Raw genomic sequence first — 16,030 nt, 5'->3', positions numbered from 1 at the left:
AAAAGAGGAACATGTGCCCGAAAAGAGGAGGAGTTGAAGATTTCGGTAACATGTTTGGGGAACATCTTCTCTGCCTGCAATAACTTGTTCTATTTTTAGGACAAAGGATTAAAATAGTTATAGACATGGTTGTACGTAAAAGGGGGAGAAGCTATGGCGAGAAAGATGGGTTTTTATGGTGTGATCGCCTATGTGCTCTATGGTTTCGCGGTTTACTGGTATTTATTTTACTTTGCAGATAGTAGTCTTCCATTTGAGTTCGAAGGTTCGAGGGCGGACCCGGCAACGTTTTTGAACGGAAGGGAATTAATGCTGAGCGAGGAATATTCAAAAGTTAGGAATTTATTGTTTTTCCTGTCGACACCTTTTGAATGGCTGTTTTACTTTTTGATTTTGCTCCTGGGACTTTCAAAAGCTTTTAAGAAGTGGGGAGAAGAGACAGCGAAGAATAAGTATGGCCAAACAGCGATTTATTTGATTTGGCTTTCATTTTTTGCTTACATTGCGACTTTCCCTCTAAGTTACATCAGCTATACGCTGTCGAAGACCTATAATATTTCGACGCAGTCATTCGCCTCGTGGATGAAGGATGAGTTGATTGATTTCTGGATCAATTATGCAATGATGTTCGTCATTGTCGTTGTCCTTTACTGGCTGATGAACAAGTTCAAAAGGTTCTGGTGGCTTTTTGCGTGGATGCTATCTGTACCGTTCACTTTGTTTATCATGTTCCTGCAGCCTGTTGTGATCGACCCGCTTTACAATGATTTTTCCCCGTTGAAAAATAAAGAGCTGGAGTCAAAAATCCTTGATATTGCGGGGGAGGCCAATATTCCAGCTGAGCATGTATTTGAAGTGGATATGGCTGAAAAGACAAACGCTCTTAATGCTTATGTTACGGGTATTGGCTCCAATTCGAGGATTGTCCTCTGGGATACGACCCTAAACAGGTTGAATGATGACCAAATCCTGTTCATCATGGCCCATGAAATGGCTCATTATGTGGAGAAGCATTTATATATCGGGATTGCCGGCTATCTGTTCCTTTCCTTGTTCGGTCTTTACTTTGTCTCAAGATTGATGAACTGGGCGATCAAGCGCTGGGGCAAGGAATTCAAGCTGCAGCACCCTGGTGATTTACGGTCGCTTCCGTTATTCCTGATGTTCCTTTCAATGATCATGTTTGCAGCAAGCCCGGTTTCCAATCTCGTGTCACGCTACCAGGAAACAAGAGCTGACCGATATGCTATTGAAATGACTGAAAATACCGATGCGGCAATTTCTGCCTTCCAGGAATTGACCAAGGCCGGGCTCAGCCAGGTAAATCCACCATGGCTGGTGAAAATTTTCCGTTATGGACATCCGACGATGCTGGAACGAATTTCACGACTCGAAGATTATGAAGTTGAGAAGAGGAATGAACAGGAAGATGAATATTAAGCAAGAAAGCCCTCGACAATGAGGGCTTTCTTTTTTTCTCAGGAACGAGTCCAATGACCAGCCAGCAACTGAGTGCAATCAGTGCAAGAAATAACATTTTGTCCATACAAATTTGGCTCTTGATTAAAATCATTTAATAACAAATCGGAAGCTGTCTTTATTTCGAAATAATAAAATATCCCCTATATAGGGGATATCACTCATCTAAGTGCCGAATTGTTTGTTAAGATCCTTCAATTCCTCCGTCAATGTTAAAAATAGAATTTTGTCGCGGTCATCGATTGCTTTATCAATTTTTGACATCAGTTTTTCTTTTTTAGTATTCAGCTGTATTTCGGAAATAAGCATGTCAACATACAGGTCCAGAACAAAAGATTCCTTGGCTTTAATGCGTTTCATCACACTGGCCTTCATGACTTCAGAATACGATTTTTCTTTCACTGACCTCACCTCTTAGACCTTTTTTATATTATATGGATTATTGAAAAGATAATCAACTAAATTTTTATAATTTTTAGAAAATTTATATTAGGCCATTAATTGTGGCTAAAAATAGAACTTTTTCTGTAAGTAAAGAAAATTTCAACACTTATGGTAAAATAGGGTGTAAGGTATTTTAGGAGGTGAAGGAATGACAGGAAACACAAGGAACTTAGTAGAAGAGTACGAAATAAATCCTTTTACCATGATAATTATTCCTGAAGAATACGGCAGCAGGATTTACTCCAGGGTGATCGAGCTGGAGGAGGAGTATTTATCCCCATTCAGACCAATAGATATTATCAAGAAAAGCTGCAAGTATTTTGGAAGCAGCTACGAAGGCAGGAAAGAAGGAACGAAACAGCTTACCGGGATTACCCATAAAACCCCCATCATTGTCGACCCTATAAGCTCCATTTATTTCATGCCTACAAGTTCGCCTACAAACCCGGACTGCATATGGGTTTCACATGAGCATGTATTATTCCATAAGAAGGTGGACGCCCACAGTACTCAGGTTACCTTCAGGAATAAGAAATCCATGATTCTGCCAGTATCCCATCATTCATTTGAAAACCAGCTGCTAAGAACATCACTGCTGCGCACCAAATTCATGCAGCGGATGAAAGAAACCGAACGAAAAGCGCTATACATTCTCCATGGGCCAAGGTTCAATGAATCACAAGGATATCCCCATGCTAATCTTGTCAGTGAGGTATATAAAGACTAAAACAAGGAATCCGGTTTTTCAGCCGGATTCCTTTTCAATTGCTGCAGTTGCTGTTTTAAACCGCTTGAATAGGTAGTGGACCATCAATTCCTGGACTTTGTTGCGGATGCGAGGATTGAAGTAGTTATGCTGTTCTTCGTAGCCTTTGTAGATGAAGAGGAACATGGTGAAGGCGTCATCCCGTTTTACTTCTTCAACCTTAAGGTTATTCTTTTTGAGGTAGCTTTTCACAATGGCGAGTTCTTTCTGGACTGCTTTCATTGTTTCTTCAATTAGCTCCAAATAAGGCTTCTTCAATTTAAATGGACTATTTTCGATGACAGAAAGATCCCGGTTGAGCACGACCAGTACCATCGGCAAATAGATGGCCTGCTCCATAATATCGCGGTCTTTTTCAGGAATCCTTGTCATTTTGCTCTGTCCCTTCAAAATATAATAAGAACATCTGTTCGTAATTATCGTACTGGATTCTGAGGAGGATTTCAAGAGGGTAAAAAAAAAATTCACTCCTCACTATCATCTTCTCCAAAATAAAAGGAAACTAGCAATGCTGGTGGATCGAGGGCTTTTTTCGCAAAACATTGAAGTAAAGGCAGGAGATTTATTTCTGTTATCGAAATAATAATAATAGTGAACAATTTAACTTTGGAAGGATGGCTCCCGAGATGGAAAAGAGATTTATTAAAGCAGAGGATTTATTTGAATTAAAGTCCGTTACAGACCCTCAGTTTTCACCTGATGGAAAGAAGTGTGTGTTTGTCCAGACAGAGATGCTGGAGAAAAAGAATGATTATGCCTCAAATTTATACATAATTGACATTGAAGAAGGCGGAGAGCCGAAGCAATGGACTTACGGTGAATATCGCAACCATTCACCAAGATGGTCACCGGATGGAACAAAGCTGGCTTTCGTTTCGAACCGCAGCGGCAAGAACCAGATATTTGTACTGGATGCTGGTGGCGGAGAAGCGAGGCAAGCTACTGATTTTAAGAATGGTGCGAATGGTCCAGTTTGGTCCCCGGATGGAGACAGAATCGGCTGCTCTGTATCCTTGAAGCCTGACGAAGATTTACTTGAAAAAGCAGAAGAGAAGAAGGACGACAAGAAGCTGGAACCGTTTGTAGCTGAGGAAATGAAGTATAAATCAGATGCAGCTGGTTTCTGGGACGGCAAGTATAAACAGACTGTCATTGTGAATCTCGCAGATGGAAAGGCAGAAGCAGTGGCGAAAGGCGAAGTGGACTATCATCTGCAGTGCTGGTCTCCTGACGGCAAAAGTCTTGTATTGTCGGCTGATGAATCAGCTGAACGCGATTTCTCGTTCAAAAGTGATTTATGGCTGATAGATATCGAGACAAGGAACAAAACGAAGCTCACAAACGGAACTGGTTACTTTGGGAATGCTGTATTCTCTCCTGACGGAAAATACCTTGGCTATACGGGGCATGAGAGGGAGTTTGAAAATGCAACGTTAACCCAGGTTTGGGTTCAGGAACTCGAGACTGGAAATATCCAATGCGTCACAGAGAATATGGATATTCTAGTTGGAGACGCTGTTGCCGCAGATTTTCATCAGGGAGCACACAGCCCTGGATTGATCTGGGGCGAAGATAGTAAGAGCTTCTATTTCCTTGCGACCGACCAGGGCAATACTGTATTATACTTTGCGAACCTTGCTGGTGAAGTGTATCCGGCACTTCTTGACCAGCAGCATGTGTATGGGTACACACTGGACCGCAAAAACCAGAGAATCATTGTAGCCATCAGCAATCCAGTGCTTCCGGGGGAACTGTTCCAGCTTAAGGTGACCACTGGTGAGATGAAACAGCTGACCTCTGTGAATGAAAAGGTTATGGAGTCGGTCACTCTATCGCGGCCTGAGCAAATTTCTTTCGAGGCCAGTGACGGTACACTACTAAATGGCTGGATCATGAAGCCTGCGGGTTATGAAGAGGGCAAGAAGTATCCGTTGATTCTTGAAATCCACGGGGGACCGCATGCCATGTATGCGAACTCGTATTTCAATGAATTCCAGGTTCTGGCGGCTGAAGGATATGGAGTCCTCTACATCAATCCGCGCGGCAGCCATGGCTACGGGCAGCAATTCGTCAATGCTGTGCGCGGCGATTATGGAGGCGGAGACTATCAGGATGTGATGGACGCTGTCGATCACGCGCTGGAAAAGTACGATTTCATTGACAAGGATAGATTAGGAGTGACCGGCGGCAGCTATGGCGGTTTCATGACAAACTGGATTGTCGGACATACGGACAGATTCAAGGCAGCCGTCACACAGCGTTCGATTTCAAACTGGATCAGTTTTTATGGTGTCAGCGATATCGGCTACTATTTTACAGAGTGGCAGATCCAGGCTGACCTCAGCGATTTGGAAACATTGTGGAAGCACTCCCCACTAGCTTATGTGGATCAAATCAATACACCACTATTGATTCTTCACAGCGAAAAGGACTATCGCTGCCCGATTGAACAGGCTGAACAGCTATTTATCGCCTTGAAGAGACAGGGAAAGGAAACGAAGTTCATTCGCTTCCCAGAATCCAACCATGAGCTCTCAAGAAGCGGAAAGCCTAATCTCCGTCTAGCCCGTTTGGCATCAATCGTCGATTGGTTCAATAGCCATCTGTAAAAATAAACGAATTACTACCCGCGGCATGCTCTATGCCGCGGGTTTATTTTTGAAAAATTCTCCATATAAGTTTAAGGTTATAGGTAAAGAAGGAAAATAGTAATATGTATTTCACATGATTGTTGCTTTTGAATCATTATAAATCTGAAAAAGGTCATGAATTAAAACATTGCGAAAGCAGCAATTTAAAGACAAGAGCTTAATAAAATCCATGTTTTATCAATATCTATAAATCGGAAGGGTTTTTCGAATGAGATCTGATAGGCATCAACACAAAAAAAGAAAAAAGCGAATCAGGTGGTCGAGCATTTTTTTACTGCTGTTCCTTCTGGTCGGAGCCGTTGCGCTGTATTCCTATATGCAATACCGTTCTGGCGTAAATGATTCGGAAAAGACAGCTGAGGAAAACAAGCAGGAATACCAATTTAATGGCGAGAGTGACCGAAATGGCCTGACGAATATCCTGCTGATCGGCAGTGACGCAAGAGCCAAAGAAACTTCGCGTTCAGATACAATCATGATCGCCAGCTATAATCCAGATACAGAGTCTTATAAATTGACCTCGATCATGAGGGATACGTATGTGGAGATTCCGGGACACGGGATGAATAAAATCAATGCTGCGTTTGCGCTTGGCGGCCCGGAACTGTTAAGGCAGACAATAAAGGAAAACTTTGATGTAAGCCTCCAATATTATTCAATCGTTGATTTTGAAGGGTTTGTCCGTTTAATTGATGAAGCATTCCCAGAAGGTGTAGAAGTTAATGTTGAAAAGAAAATGTCAGAGGGGATTGGTGTCACACTAGAACCTGGTGTGCAAAGACTGGATGGAAAACATCTGCTTGGATATGTCCGGTTCCGCCAGGATGCAGTAGGTGATTTTGGACGTGTAGAACGCCAGCAAAACGTCATTAAAGAAGTCGGCAAGCAATTCGCCAGCATTCAGACACTGCCGAAGCTCCCTAAATTGGTTGGAGTGGTTACGCCGTTTATTAATACCAATATGGATACAGGCGATATCTTATTTATGGGAAAAGGGCTGATCTCAAAGGATAATCGGAATATCGAAACAATGAGGATACCGGTTGAAGGCTCATTCGAGAACCAGAGGGTGAGTGGTGCAGGAGCAGTACTGGCGATAGACTTTGAAGAAAACAGGGCGGCACTGGAGGAATTCTTAAGCAAGTAGTCAGGCATGTTTAAAATTCCCCAAATTAAGAATTAGAGGTGTACAATTATCTCTAAGAGGTAAATAGGATAAGGTAATCAGAAATCTGTGGAATTCTGATTACCGAGTGTTTTGGACAAGGAGATACCAATGGATGTTGAATTATTGAAAGAATGGTTTACAATCGAAAACATTATGGATTTGCTCAACCAATACCGATCGTTTGGGCCGATTCCCGGGATTTTGCTGCCAATGCTGGAGGCGTTTTTGCCGTTCCTGCCATTGTTTCTATTTGTCATGGCGAATGCGAACGCGTTTGGGCTGTGGCTTGGGTTTCTCTTTTCCTGGACGGGAGCCGTTCTCGGTGCATTGCTCGTTTTCTTGATCTTTCGCAGGTATGGCCAGGGCCGAATCCTAAGGTTTTTGCAGCGCCATCCTAAAGTCCAGAAGGGGATGAACTGGATAGAACGCCATGGGTTTGGCCCGATATTCCTCATGCTGTGTTTCCCTTTTACACCATCTGCTCTCGTCAATATTGTAGCAGGGCTTTCAAAAATCAGCATGGCGCAGTATATGCTTGCAGTGATAACGGGGAAAATGGTGATGATTTTTACGATCAGCTTTGTAGGTTATGATATTCGTTCCTTAATCACTAATCCCGCGCGAACGGCAATCGTTCTGGCAGTAATCGCGATCCTGTGGTATATCGGCAAAAGAATTGAAGTAAAAATGAATATGAGTGTTGGAAAAGACGATAATGACTGATAGAAGGAACAGGATAACAGGTGGTGAAGGTAGACGATGAGAGAAATCTTGAAAAGGGAAGGGATCGAATGGATCAAAGCTTTTGCCCTCGGAATGATCATATTTGTCTTTATCAGGATTTTCTTTTTTTCCAATTATGTTGTTGAAGGGGAATCCATGCTTCCTACACTGGAAGACGGGAATAAAGTCGTTGTCAATAAGCTGGGATACGAAACAGAAGATCTCGAAAGGTTTGACGTGATTGTATTTCATGCGAATGAAGAGGAAGACTTTGTGAAACGCGTCGTCGGCCTGCCAGGCGATAAAGTGGAATATCGTGAGGACATATTATTTATCAATGGCAAACAAGTGAAGGAACCTTTTCTGAAGCATTACCGCGAGCAATCACCCGGCGGCTATTTGACCGGCGACTTTACCCTTGAAGACTTGACCGGGATTGAAAGAGTGCCGGAAGGGAAATTGTTCGTCCTTGGCGATAACCGTCTAGGCAGCTGGGACAGCAGGCAGTTTGGGTTCATTTCGGAAGAGCAGGTCGTCGGCAAAGTGAATCTGAGGTATTGGCCGCTCGAGGAAATGGATGTATCTTTCTAACTATACATATAGAGAAGCGAAAAGACTCGTCAATTTTCGAGTCTTTTTTTAATTCGTTTATGTTAGACTGGCATCATTATTAAAAACATGGGGCGGAGATTATATGCAGGGAACATTGCCATTGATCAAAACAAAGTTAATTGTTCCTGGCTTACAGGAACAATGGATCAGACGGGCCAAATTATCGAAAAAAATGAAAGCGATTACCGAAAAGCCGCTGACCATCATCCAGGCAGGCGCCGGATATGGGAAGAGCACGGCTTTGGCATTGCATGTTAAGGATCAGAACCAGTCATGCTGCTGGTATACAATCACTTCTTCCGATGACGATATTCTTCCGTTTCTATCCTATTTGACAGCCTCTATTCAAACCTTGTTCCCGGATTTTGGCCATGAGTTAATCACTTATATGAAAAAAATGGACCGTTATATAAGAGAAGAGGAACTTAGCATGCTCTCTTCGCTTTTTATCAATGAAACCCTCCAAATACCTGAGAAAATCATTGTCATCCTTGATGACTTCCATGCAATAGAGCATTCTTATCATATCAATGTCTGGTTGGAAAAACTGCTGGAGCATATGCCGGAACATCTTCATCTTGTCATCTCGACAAGGACGAAGCCTGGTTGGAAAGTCCTTGCCAAGTTGAAGGCTAGGAATGAATTGAATGAGATTTCGAAGGCAGATTTGATTTTTGGAAAAGAAGAAATCGAGCTGCTCCTTTCTGATTTTTATCAGATTGCTATTAGTGACGATCAAATTGACCAGTTGTATGACATTACAGAAGGATGGGTCATAGCAATTGGAATGATCGCTCAGCAGCTGCCCCACCTTCAAAGTCTTGATGAGCTTTTAGCAGAGCCGGCAAAGTCTCTTGATGATCTGTTTCAATATCTGGTTTATGAAGTGTTTTCGAAACAGCCACCAATGATTCAGCAATTCCTTGAACAGACAAGCATCTTTGAAGAATTAAGTACGGATGTATGCGACCACATCCTCGGCATGAACGGTTCCATCCAGATGCTGGAGCAGCTCACTGCGAAAAACCTGTTCATTCAACAGATTGGCGGCAGCCAGTTCAGATATCACGCCCTTTTCCGCGAATTCCTCGAGAACAGGCTGATCACAAGCCAACCTGAACAATACAAAGTTTTAATGATGAATAGTGGACGTTATTTTGAAAAAAAGGGGCAGTGGGAAGAGGCTTTATACTGCTATGAAAAAATTGGCCAATATCCCGCTGCTGCGGCGATTATGGATGAACAGGGGATGGAGCTCCTCGAAATGGGCAAGCTCGAGAATCTGCAGGAGCGGCTTGCGAAAATTCCGATGGAAGATAAAAAACGTTATTGTTCACTATTGTTTCTTGAAGGCGAGGTATATCGCTACCGCTCTTTGTATAAGCAGGCGGAAGCATGCTATGAACAGGCAATCCAAACAGCTGACAGGATAGGAAATGCGGAATGGAAAAGCAAGGCGCTTGAAGGCAAAGCAAAAATTTATCTTGATACGATCCAGCCGCTTAAAGCTGAACGTATATTAGCTCAAGCGATAGAACTTCGGGAAGCAGCGATGCTTGATGGAGCTGCTGAGGAAACGGGAAGGCTGTATCGCCTTCTTGCTGAAAACCTGATCAATTCCGGACAGGCATTGAAGGCGGAAAAATGGATTGAACGGGCAAGGGCAATGGGTGTCCACATTGAGGATGGAAACCTGGAAGCCAGGCTAACCTTAAGGACCGGAAGATTTGTTGAATCAAGAAGGATTTTAACGGATGTTAAAGCGATAGACCATTTAGATGATAAGCTGCATTTGCCCCAATCACATAGAGAAACGGATTTGCTGCTGGCTTTGATTGAAGCTTTTACAGGCAATGGCATGCAGGCAAAGGCTTTGTCACAATCAGGAATCCAGTATGGAATCGATATCCAGGCTCCATTTGTAGAGGCATGCGGGTGGATCAGGATGGGTCATGCAGTCCAGCTGATTGACCAATACGATCTGGATCTTGCAGAAAAATGCTATGAAACAGCTCTTGATATCATGGGACGGCTGAGCATTGAACGTGGAAAGGCTGAACCGCTGATGGGCCTATGCATTCTTTATGGATCAAGGCGTGAATATGAGCGGGCTGCTGAAGCTGGAAGGAAGGCGCTGCTTGAAACAGAACAGGTGAAGGATATTTGGCTCTCAGCACTAATTACGCTTTGTTTGGCCATAGCATCAATTTACAACGACAGGCTCAAGGAGGCAAGCGAGAATCTTAGTAAAGCAGAGAGCCTAATCAATCAGTGTGGTGATCAATATGGCAGCATGCTGCATGCGTTTTGGAATTCCTATTATTATTTCTCATTAAATGACGCACAGGGGTTCAAAACAGCCTTTGCCAGCTTTTTAAAACTGATGAAGTCAGGCGGGTATGAATTCTTCCTGAAAAAGCGGACGACATTTGGCCCGAGGGACTTGCAGGTTTTCGCACCGATGCTTATCGAAGCAGTAAAGCAATCAATTATGCCCGGCTATGCAGAGAAGCTGCTGGAGGATTTGAAAATCCCGCGTCTGAATGCCCATCCTGGCTATACGTTAAGGGTCCAAACGCTTGGACAATTCAGGCTTTGGCTAGGGGACAGGGAAGTGGAGGACAAGGATTGGCAAAGGGGAAAGGCAAAAGAGCTGTTCCAGCTTTTTTTGACAAAGAGGAACCAGTTCCTGATGAAGGAGGACATCTTCCAGATTCTTTGGCCAGACCATGAGGGTAAGAATGCAGACAGAGATTTTAAAGTTGCGTTGAATGCATTGAATAATGTACTGGAGCCTGCCCGCAAAGCGAGATCCGCCCCGTTTTTCATTATCAGGGAGGGAACAGGCTACGGAATCAACCCCCACGCAGCAATCCAACTGGATTCACGTATTTTTGAGGAATGGGCAGAAGCCGGCCTTGAAGAGAAGAACACGGAAAAATCAATGGAAGAACTAGAGCGTGCCCTGAATTTATATAATGGGGATTATCTTCCCGAAAGACGGTATGAGGACTGGTGCCTTAATGAGCGAGAACGGCTGCTTGTTTACTTTTTGCGTAGTGCGGAGAAGCTGGCGCAGCTGAATGTAAGGCATGAAAACTATGATTCTGCCATTCATTGGTGTCAAAAAATCCTCCAAAGGGACAGAACATGGGAGGAAGCCTATCGATTGCTGATGTTTTGCTATTACCGCAAGAACAATCGCCCGCAGGCTATCCGATGGTATAAAAAATGCAGTGAGGTGTTGGAGGAGGAGCTGGGTGTCACTCCGTTAGAACCTACAAAGCATATGTACGAGATGATCATCGAAGGACATAATCAATAGACTTACAGGAGGAAACGGAATGGAAACAAAAAGACAGATTCACAGTTCATTAAAAGTTTTATTGGTGTCGGACCTTGAAAAATCCCGGAAGTTTTACTGTGATGTATTAGGCTGTGAGGTGACGGACTGGTGGGCCATCCGGGATGGCTTTTCAGGACTGGCAATAAAACTGCTCGAAGCCAGCGACCCGAAAGAAGTGAGGCCTAATCCGCCGGCCGCAGGCGATAAGCAAGGGATCGACCTTTATTGCTATGTTGAAGACTGGAATTCGCTTGATGAGTTATACCATGAATTCAAAGGAAAAGGGGCGCAAATTGCCATCAAGCCATGGGTTGATGAGAATAATGGGCCCTGGAAGGAGTTTGCCGTCAAGGACCTTGATGGCTACTGCATCGCATTTGGCGGGACAGACGGCTTTTGAATTGTGAATCAGACCACTGTAAGGATTGTGTCAAAATAACTTTTCATGATTAGCCATCTCGCGGGATAGGTTACAGCAAAGTCATCTATCGACTCTTTTGAATACATTAGCAGACAATCAATCTGTTTTTTATGGAGTTTTAAATCATAGAGCAGGGCGTGTGGAATTGTATAGTGCCCGTTCAGCTGGTATGGATTTAACTTTACAGGCTCTACCCTCTCTGTATTCATAAAATCAAGCAATGCTGTTTGCTGGATTTCAACACTCTCATCCAGGGAGAGCCCGTTTATATGAATCTTTTCATTGATCAAATAGATTCCCTGCATAGAAATCCCCTCCACGTTTTAGGCAATTTAGTACCGTTATTGCCATAAAAATAGGAGGGGATACTATTTTATTTGGAAATTCTAAAAATGGAATTCCCATTTTACAGATGCCGGAATTTATAAATCGTTCCTGCGATGATATTTGCCGGTATGAAAAGTGGATTAGATTGCAGGTTCATATGAAGGATTTCTTCCTGGACAGGCATCTCCTCGTACATTTTACTTTGTGTTAGCTTTTGCTCTTTCTTTAATTCTTCCATTTTTTTGATGTACTTGTACTGAATGGGTGTCATGATGGCGGTTGTAATGATGAATGGCAGAGTGAAAAGGATGATGATAAACAAAAATACGGAATCCACGAAGTTGTCCCCCTTTATTGTATCTCTTTATACGAATTAAGTTTCTATATAGTTTCATATTAAACCTCTTCACGTTTTGTATCCTTCAACATTCCTGACTCAACATATCCAGCCTGCTGTAACTCATTTGTAACTGGTGTTTTTTAAGATGATGTCAAAGCTTGTGGGCTTTGGAATCACCATTTTAAAGGGGGAAAGGAAATGAAAGCTGGTCAACGGAATTTTGTTTTATCTTTTATGCTCATTATGGTCCTGTTGTTTACAAGTGCCTGCAGTGGATCTGGAACAGAGAAGTCAGGCGGTACTGAAGGCAAAGAAGGAAAAGATGAACCGAAAAACACAGAACCGATCAAGATTGGTGTGCTGGCTTCGCAAACAGGCGGACTTGAGGCTTACGGGAAGCAGACACTTCGCGGGTTTGAGCTGGGACTTGAATATGCTACTGACGGAACAAATGAAGTAGCGGGTCGTAAAATTGAGTTCATTATTGAAGATACAGAAACCAAACCTGAAGTAGCCGTTCAGAAAGCGACGAAGCTCCTTGAAGAGGATGAAGTAGACTTCCTGGTCGGTTCTTCTAGTTCTGGTGACACACTGGCAGTCCTGCCGCTTGCTGAGGAATATGAAAAAATCATGATCGTCGAGCCGGCTGTAGCAGACAGCATCACAGGCTCTGAATTTAATGAATTTATTTTCCGTACGGCGCGTAACTCTTCCCAGGATGCTGTTGCGGGTGCCGCCGCAATCGCTAAGGATGGCGTGAAAATCGCGACTCTTGCTCCTGATTATTCATTTGGCCGTGATGGCGTCGCAGCGTTTAAGGAAGCGGCAGAAAAACTTGGCGCTAAAGTCATTCATGAAGAATATGCAGACCCAGCTGCAACTGATTTCACATCCAATATCCAGAAAATCATCGACCAGGACCCGGATTACTTATTTGTCGTCTGGGCTGGCGCGAATTCACCTTGGAACCAGATTTCAGACATGAAGGTCCAGGAAAAAGGGATCAAAATCTCTACTGGCGCTCCTGATATTGCGGCGCTTGCAACGATGGAGCCACTTGTCGGAATGGAAGGCTTCACTGTCTACTACCATGACCTTCCGCAAAATGACATCAATAAATGGCTTGTTGAAGAACATAAAAAGCGCTTTAACGGAGAGCTTCCAGACTTATTTACGCCAGGAGGCATGACAGCTGCGATGGCGATTGTAGAAGCTTTGAAGAAAACAGAAGGTGACACGGATTCAAAGAAATTGATCAAAACAATGGAAGGTATGAGCTTTGATACTCCGAAGGGCAAAATGACCTTCCGTGAAGAAGACCATCAGGCACTCCAGGCACTATACGCAATCAAGCTGGAGAAAAAGGATGGAGTTGACTATCCAGTCCCTGTCCTGATCCGTGAGCTCTCTCCAGAAGAAACAGCTCCTCCAATCCGGAACTAACAAGAATAATAAGAAAGTATAAAATCACTTCGAGAACTGTCCAGCTCCAGCGCCTAGCCCCTCGAGTCGCTTCGGTCCTGCCAATGAAGTCAAAGAACGACTTCACCGTCAGGCCCTCCAGCGCTTGTCGGGGCTGACCAAGGCGCTTCCGCTCCAAATATCATAATGAACTTCGGTAACTCAGCCGGAGTTCATTATGCTTTTACAGAATCGTTACTTAGTTGTTATTCGAATAAAGGTGGTGATGTACATGACGGCAATTATCGAGACGAAAGAGCTTAGCATTACATTTGGCGGCCATACCGCTGTAGACTCTGTCAGCATCTCAGTCCCGCATAATCATTTCAAATCAATCATCGGTCCGAACGGTGCCGGGAAAACGACTTTCTTCAACCTGTTGAGCGGGCAGCTCGTGCCGACGAAAGGACAGGTCATGTATAAAGGCAGTGACATAACAAAGCTCTCCCCGACTAAAAGAACGAGGGCAGGAATTGGACGGTCATTCCAGATTACAAATGTATTCCCCAACCTGACGGTGATGGAAAATGTCCGTCTTGCGGTACAGTCACATGAAGGAGTCCGCTATCAGATGCTAAAGCATTTTCGTTCTTTTAAAAAATTTGAGGAGCAGGCAGAAGAGTGGCTGAAGCTTGTCTTGCTTGATGACAAGAAGGATGCACTTGCAAGGAACCTTGCCCATGGTGAGAAAAGAAAGCTGGAGATTGCCATGCTGCTTGCCTTGAACACTGAGGTGCTGCTGCTCGATGAACCGACAGCAGGCATGTCACTGGAAGAGGTTCCGGCAATCCTGGAGGTAATTAGGAAAATCAAACAACGCGGCGACCGGACAATCATTTTAATTGAACACAAAATGGATATGATTATGGATCTTTCTGATTCCATCATGGTTCTATTCAATGGTGCCCTGCTCGCTGATGGGACGCCTGAAGACATTATGAAAAATGAAACGGTCCAGTCTGCCTATTTGGGAGGTTTGCATAGTGAGCACGCTGCTGAAGCTTGAACAGGTTGAGACATTCATTGGCCAGTATCACATCCTTCAAGGTATCTCATTTGAAGTACCGAAGGGGGAGGTTACTGTACTGCTGGGCCGGAATGGTGCTGGGAAAACAACAACACTCAGGACGATCATGGGCCTGAATCCCGCTGCAAAAGGGTCTGTTTTATTTAAAGAAGAAGAAATCAAGAGACTGCCAACTTATTCGATTGCAAATAAAGGGATTGGTTATGTTCCTGAAGACCAGGGGATTTTTGCCGGCCTTACCGTAGAAGAGAATATTAAAGTGGCGATCAAAAAAGAAAATGATGAAACCCAGCTGCGGTTGGATTGGATTCTTAATCTTTTTCCTGATTTGAAAAAGTTCTGGAAAAAACCAGGCGGGCTTTTGAGCGGCGGCCAGAAGCAGATGCTTTCCATTGCAAGAGCGTATGTCAATGACAATGAACTGCTCTTGATTGATGAACCGAGTAAAGGCCTTGCACCGATCGTTGTCGAGAAGGTAATGGAATCCATTCAGCAAATGAAGGACAAAACGACAATCATTCTTGTAGAACAAAACTTCATGATGGCCAGCACGATTGGGGACAGCTTTTACATCATTGACGATGGCAGAACGGTTTCGAACGGCTCGATGAACCTCCTTCGTGAGGATGAAGAAATGAGACGTAAATACCTCGGCATTGCGTAGGAAAGGAGGAAGCAAAAGTGGATGTTTTGATTAACTTGAGCCTTAACGGTCTTGCCACGGGAATGCTGATCTTCCTTCTGGCAGCCGGCCTTACTTTGATTTTTGGTCTGATGGATGTACTAAACTTTGCTCATGGTGGATTGTTTGCCTGGGGCGCGTACAGTGGCATTTGGATTTATACCTCGACAGGAAGCTTTTTTATTGGGATCATCGGTGCCATTCTTACTGGCATGATTCTCGGGATTATAACTGAGCGTTGGATCATTAAACCGGTTTATGGCAACCATGTACAGCAAATATTAATCACGCTTGGTTTGATGCTTGTATTGTCGGAGATGTTAAAAGTGGTCTGGGGACCTAACCAGATTTCAGCGGTAACCCCTGATTACCTTTCTGGCAGCTGGGAGTTTGGCGGAATCATCATCATCAAATACCGCGTTTTCATCATTGCCGTGGGATTTGCAGTATTCCTCGCTGTGCAATACCTGCTTAAAAAGACAAAAATCGGCCTCGTCGTTCGCGCAGGGGTCATGAACAAGGAAATGGTCCAATCGCTAGGGGTCAACATTCAGAGAGTATTCATGTTCGTGTTCATGATTGG

The 16,030-nt window shown here is 43.8% G+C and carries 16 protein-coding genes; 12 read left to right on the top strand and 4 right to left on the bottom strand.

The genetic code is table 11. The features are described 5' to 3' along the window. Positions 1-153 precede the first annotated feature (153 nt). The gene (locus ACH0QE_RS15210; RefSeq protein ID WP_415801439.1) at positions 154-1,440 is read left to right on the top strand and encodes a M48 family metallopeptidase; all 1,287 of its coding nucleotides are present in this window, start codon (positions 154-156) and stop codon (positions 1,438-1,440) included. Between the two features lie 204 nt (positions 1,441-1,644). Here the strand turns inward: ACH0QE_RS15210 and ACH0QE_RS15205 are convergent, their stop codons facing one another. Further along, positions 1,645-1,881 (bottom strand): IDEAL domain-containing protein, encoded by a 237-nt coding sequence (locus ACH0QE_RS15205; protein WP_102261776.1) that lies wholly within the window; start codon positions 1,879-1,881, stop codon positions 1,645-1,647. 190 nt (positions 1,882-2,071) lie between these two features. Between ACH0QE_RS15205 and ACH0QE_RS15200 the strand changes: the two genes are divergently transcribed. Next, on the top strand, positions 2,072-2,650 hold the full coding sequence (locus tag ACH0QE_RS15200) for a competence protein ComK (RefSeq protein WP_415801438.1): 579 nt from the start codon (positions 2,072-2,074) through the stop codon (positions 2,648-2,650). An 18-nt stretch (positions 2,651-2,668) separates the two neighbouring features. On the opposite strand, the gene ACH0QE_RS15195 is transcribed toward ACH0QE_RS15200, so the two are convergent. Next, entirely contained in the window at positions 2,669-3,061 is a 393-nt protein-coding gene (locus ACH0QE_RS15195) for a hypothetical protein (RefSeq protein WP_415801437.1), read from the bottom strand. Between the two features lie 254 nt (positions 3,062-3,315). On the opposite strand from ACH0QE_RS15195, the gene ACH0QE_RS15190 reads away from it, so the two are divergent. From ACH0QE_RS15190 to ACH0QE_RS15165, 6 genes are all read left to right on the top strand, one after another. Next, the gene (locus ACH0QE_RS15190) at positions 3,316-5,298 is read left to right on the top strand and encodes a S9 family peptidase (protein ID WP_415801436.1); all 1,983 of its coding nucleotides are present in this window, start codon (positions 3,316-3,318) and stop codon (positions 5,296-5,298) included. 250 nt (positions 5,299-5,548) lie between these two features. Next, a complete protein-coding gene (locus ACH0QE_RS15185; RefSeq protein ID WP_415801435.1) occupies positions 5,549-6,487 on the top strand; it encodes an LCP family protein in 939 nt (312 codons plus the stop codon). A 129-nt stretch (positions 6,488-6,616) separates the two neighbouring features. Continuing rightward, positions 6,617-7,231 (top strand): TVP38/TMEM64 family protein, encoded by a 615-nt coding sequence (locus ACH0QE_RS15180; protein WP_415801434.1) that lies wholly within the window; start codon positions 6,617-6,619, stop codon positions 7,229-7,231. A 36-nt stretch (positions 7,232-7,267) separates the two neighbouring features. Next, the gene (lepB, locus tag ACH0QE_RS15175; protein WP_415801433.1) at positions 7,268-7,822 is read left to right on the top strand and encodes a signal peptidase I; all 555 of its coding nucleotides are present in this window, start codon (positions 7,268-7,270) and stop codon (positions 7,820-7,822) included. A 103-nt stretch (positions 7,823-7,925) separates the two neighbouring features. Continuing rightward, the gene (locus tag ACH0QE_RS15170) at positions 7,926-11,168 is read left to right on the top strand and encodes a BTAD domain-containing putative transcriptional regulator (protein ID WP_415801432.1); all 3,243 of its coding nucleotides are present in this window, start codon (positions 7,926-7,928) and stop codon (positions 11,166-11,168) included. A 19-nt stretch (positions 11,169-11,187) separates the two neighbouring features. Beyond that, the gene (locus ACH0QE_RS15165; RefSeq protein WP_415801431.1) at positions 11,188-11,589 is read left to right on the top strand and encodes a VOC family protein; all 402 of its coding nucleotides are present in this window, start codon (positions 11,188-11,190) and stop codon (positions 11,587-11,589) included. 8 nt (positions 11,590-11,597) lie between these two features. Here ACH0QE_RS15165 and ACH0QE_RS15160 read toward each other — a convergent pair whose 3' ends face one another. Together ACH0QE_RS15160 and ACH0QE_RS15155 are read right to left on the bottom strand one after the other, a co-directional pair. Further along, a complete protein-coding gene (locus ACH0QE_RS15160; RefSeq protein WP_415801430.1) occupies positions 11,598-11,915 on the bottom strand; it encodes a hypothetical protein in 318 nt (105 codons plus the stop codon). Positions 11,916-12,016: 101 nt separating this feature from the next. After that, positions 12,017-12,274, bottom strand: coding sequence for a DUF3949 domain-containing protein (locus tag ACH0QE_RS15155; protein ID WP_415801429.1), 258 nt, complete (start codon positions 12,272-12,274; stop codon positions 12,017-12,019). Positions 12,275-12,475: 201 nt separating this feature from the next. On the opposite strand from ACH0QE_RS15155, the gene ACH0QE_RS15150 reads away from it, so the two are divergent. The 4 genes from ACH0QE_RS15150 to ACH0QE_RS15135 all read left to right on the top strand — a co-directional run. Next, positions 12,476-13,720 carry a substrate-binding domain-containing protein gene (locus ACH0QE_RS15150; protein WP_415801428.1) on the top strand — a complete coding sequence of 415 codons (1,245 nt, stop codon included), beginning with the start codon at positions 12,476-12,478 and terminating at the stop codon, positions 13,718-13,720. A 250-nt stretch (positions 13,721-13,970) separates the two neighbouring features. Beyond that, complete coding sequence (locus tag ACH0QE_RS15145; RefSeq protein WP_415801427.1) at positions 13,971-14,744, top strand: ABC transporter ATP-binding protein; 774 nt, start codon at positions 13,971-13,973, stop codon at positions 14,742-14,744. Next, a complete protein-coding gene (locus tag ACH0QE_RS15140) occupies positions 14,722-15,429 on the top strand; it encodes an ABC transporter ATP-binding protein (protein WP_415801426.1) in 708 nt (235 codons plus the stop codon). The genes ACH0QE_RS15145 and ACH0QE_RS15140 overlap by 23 nt, the downstream gene beginning before the upstream one ends. Before the next feature lie 17 nt (positions 15,430-15,446). After that, on the top strand, positions 15,447-16,030 hold a 584-nt coding region (locus ACH0QE_RS15135), incomplete at its 3' end, for a branched-chain amino acid ABC transporter permease (RefSeq protein WP_415801425.1).

The organism is Mesobacillus sp., from assembly GCF_047739415.1.
Lineage (GTDB): Bacteria > Bacillota > Bacilli > Bacillales > Cytobacillaceae > Mesobacillus.
This window is presented reverse-complemented; position numbering and strand designations above follow the sequence as displayed.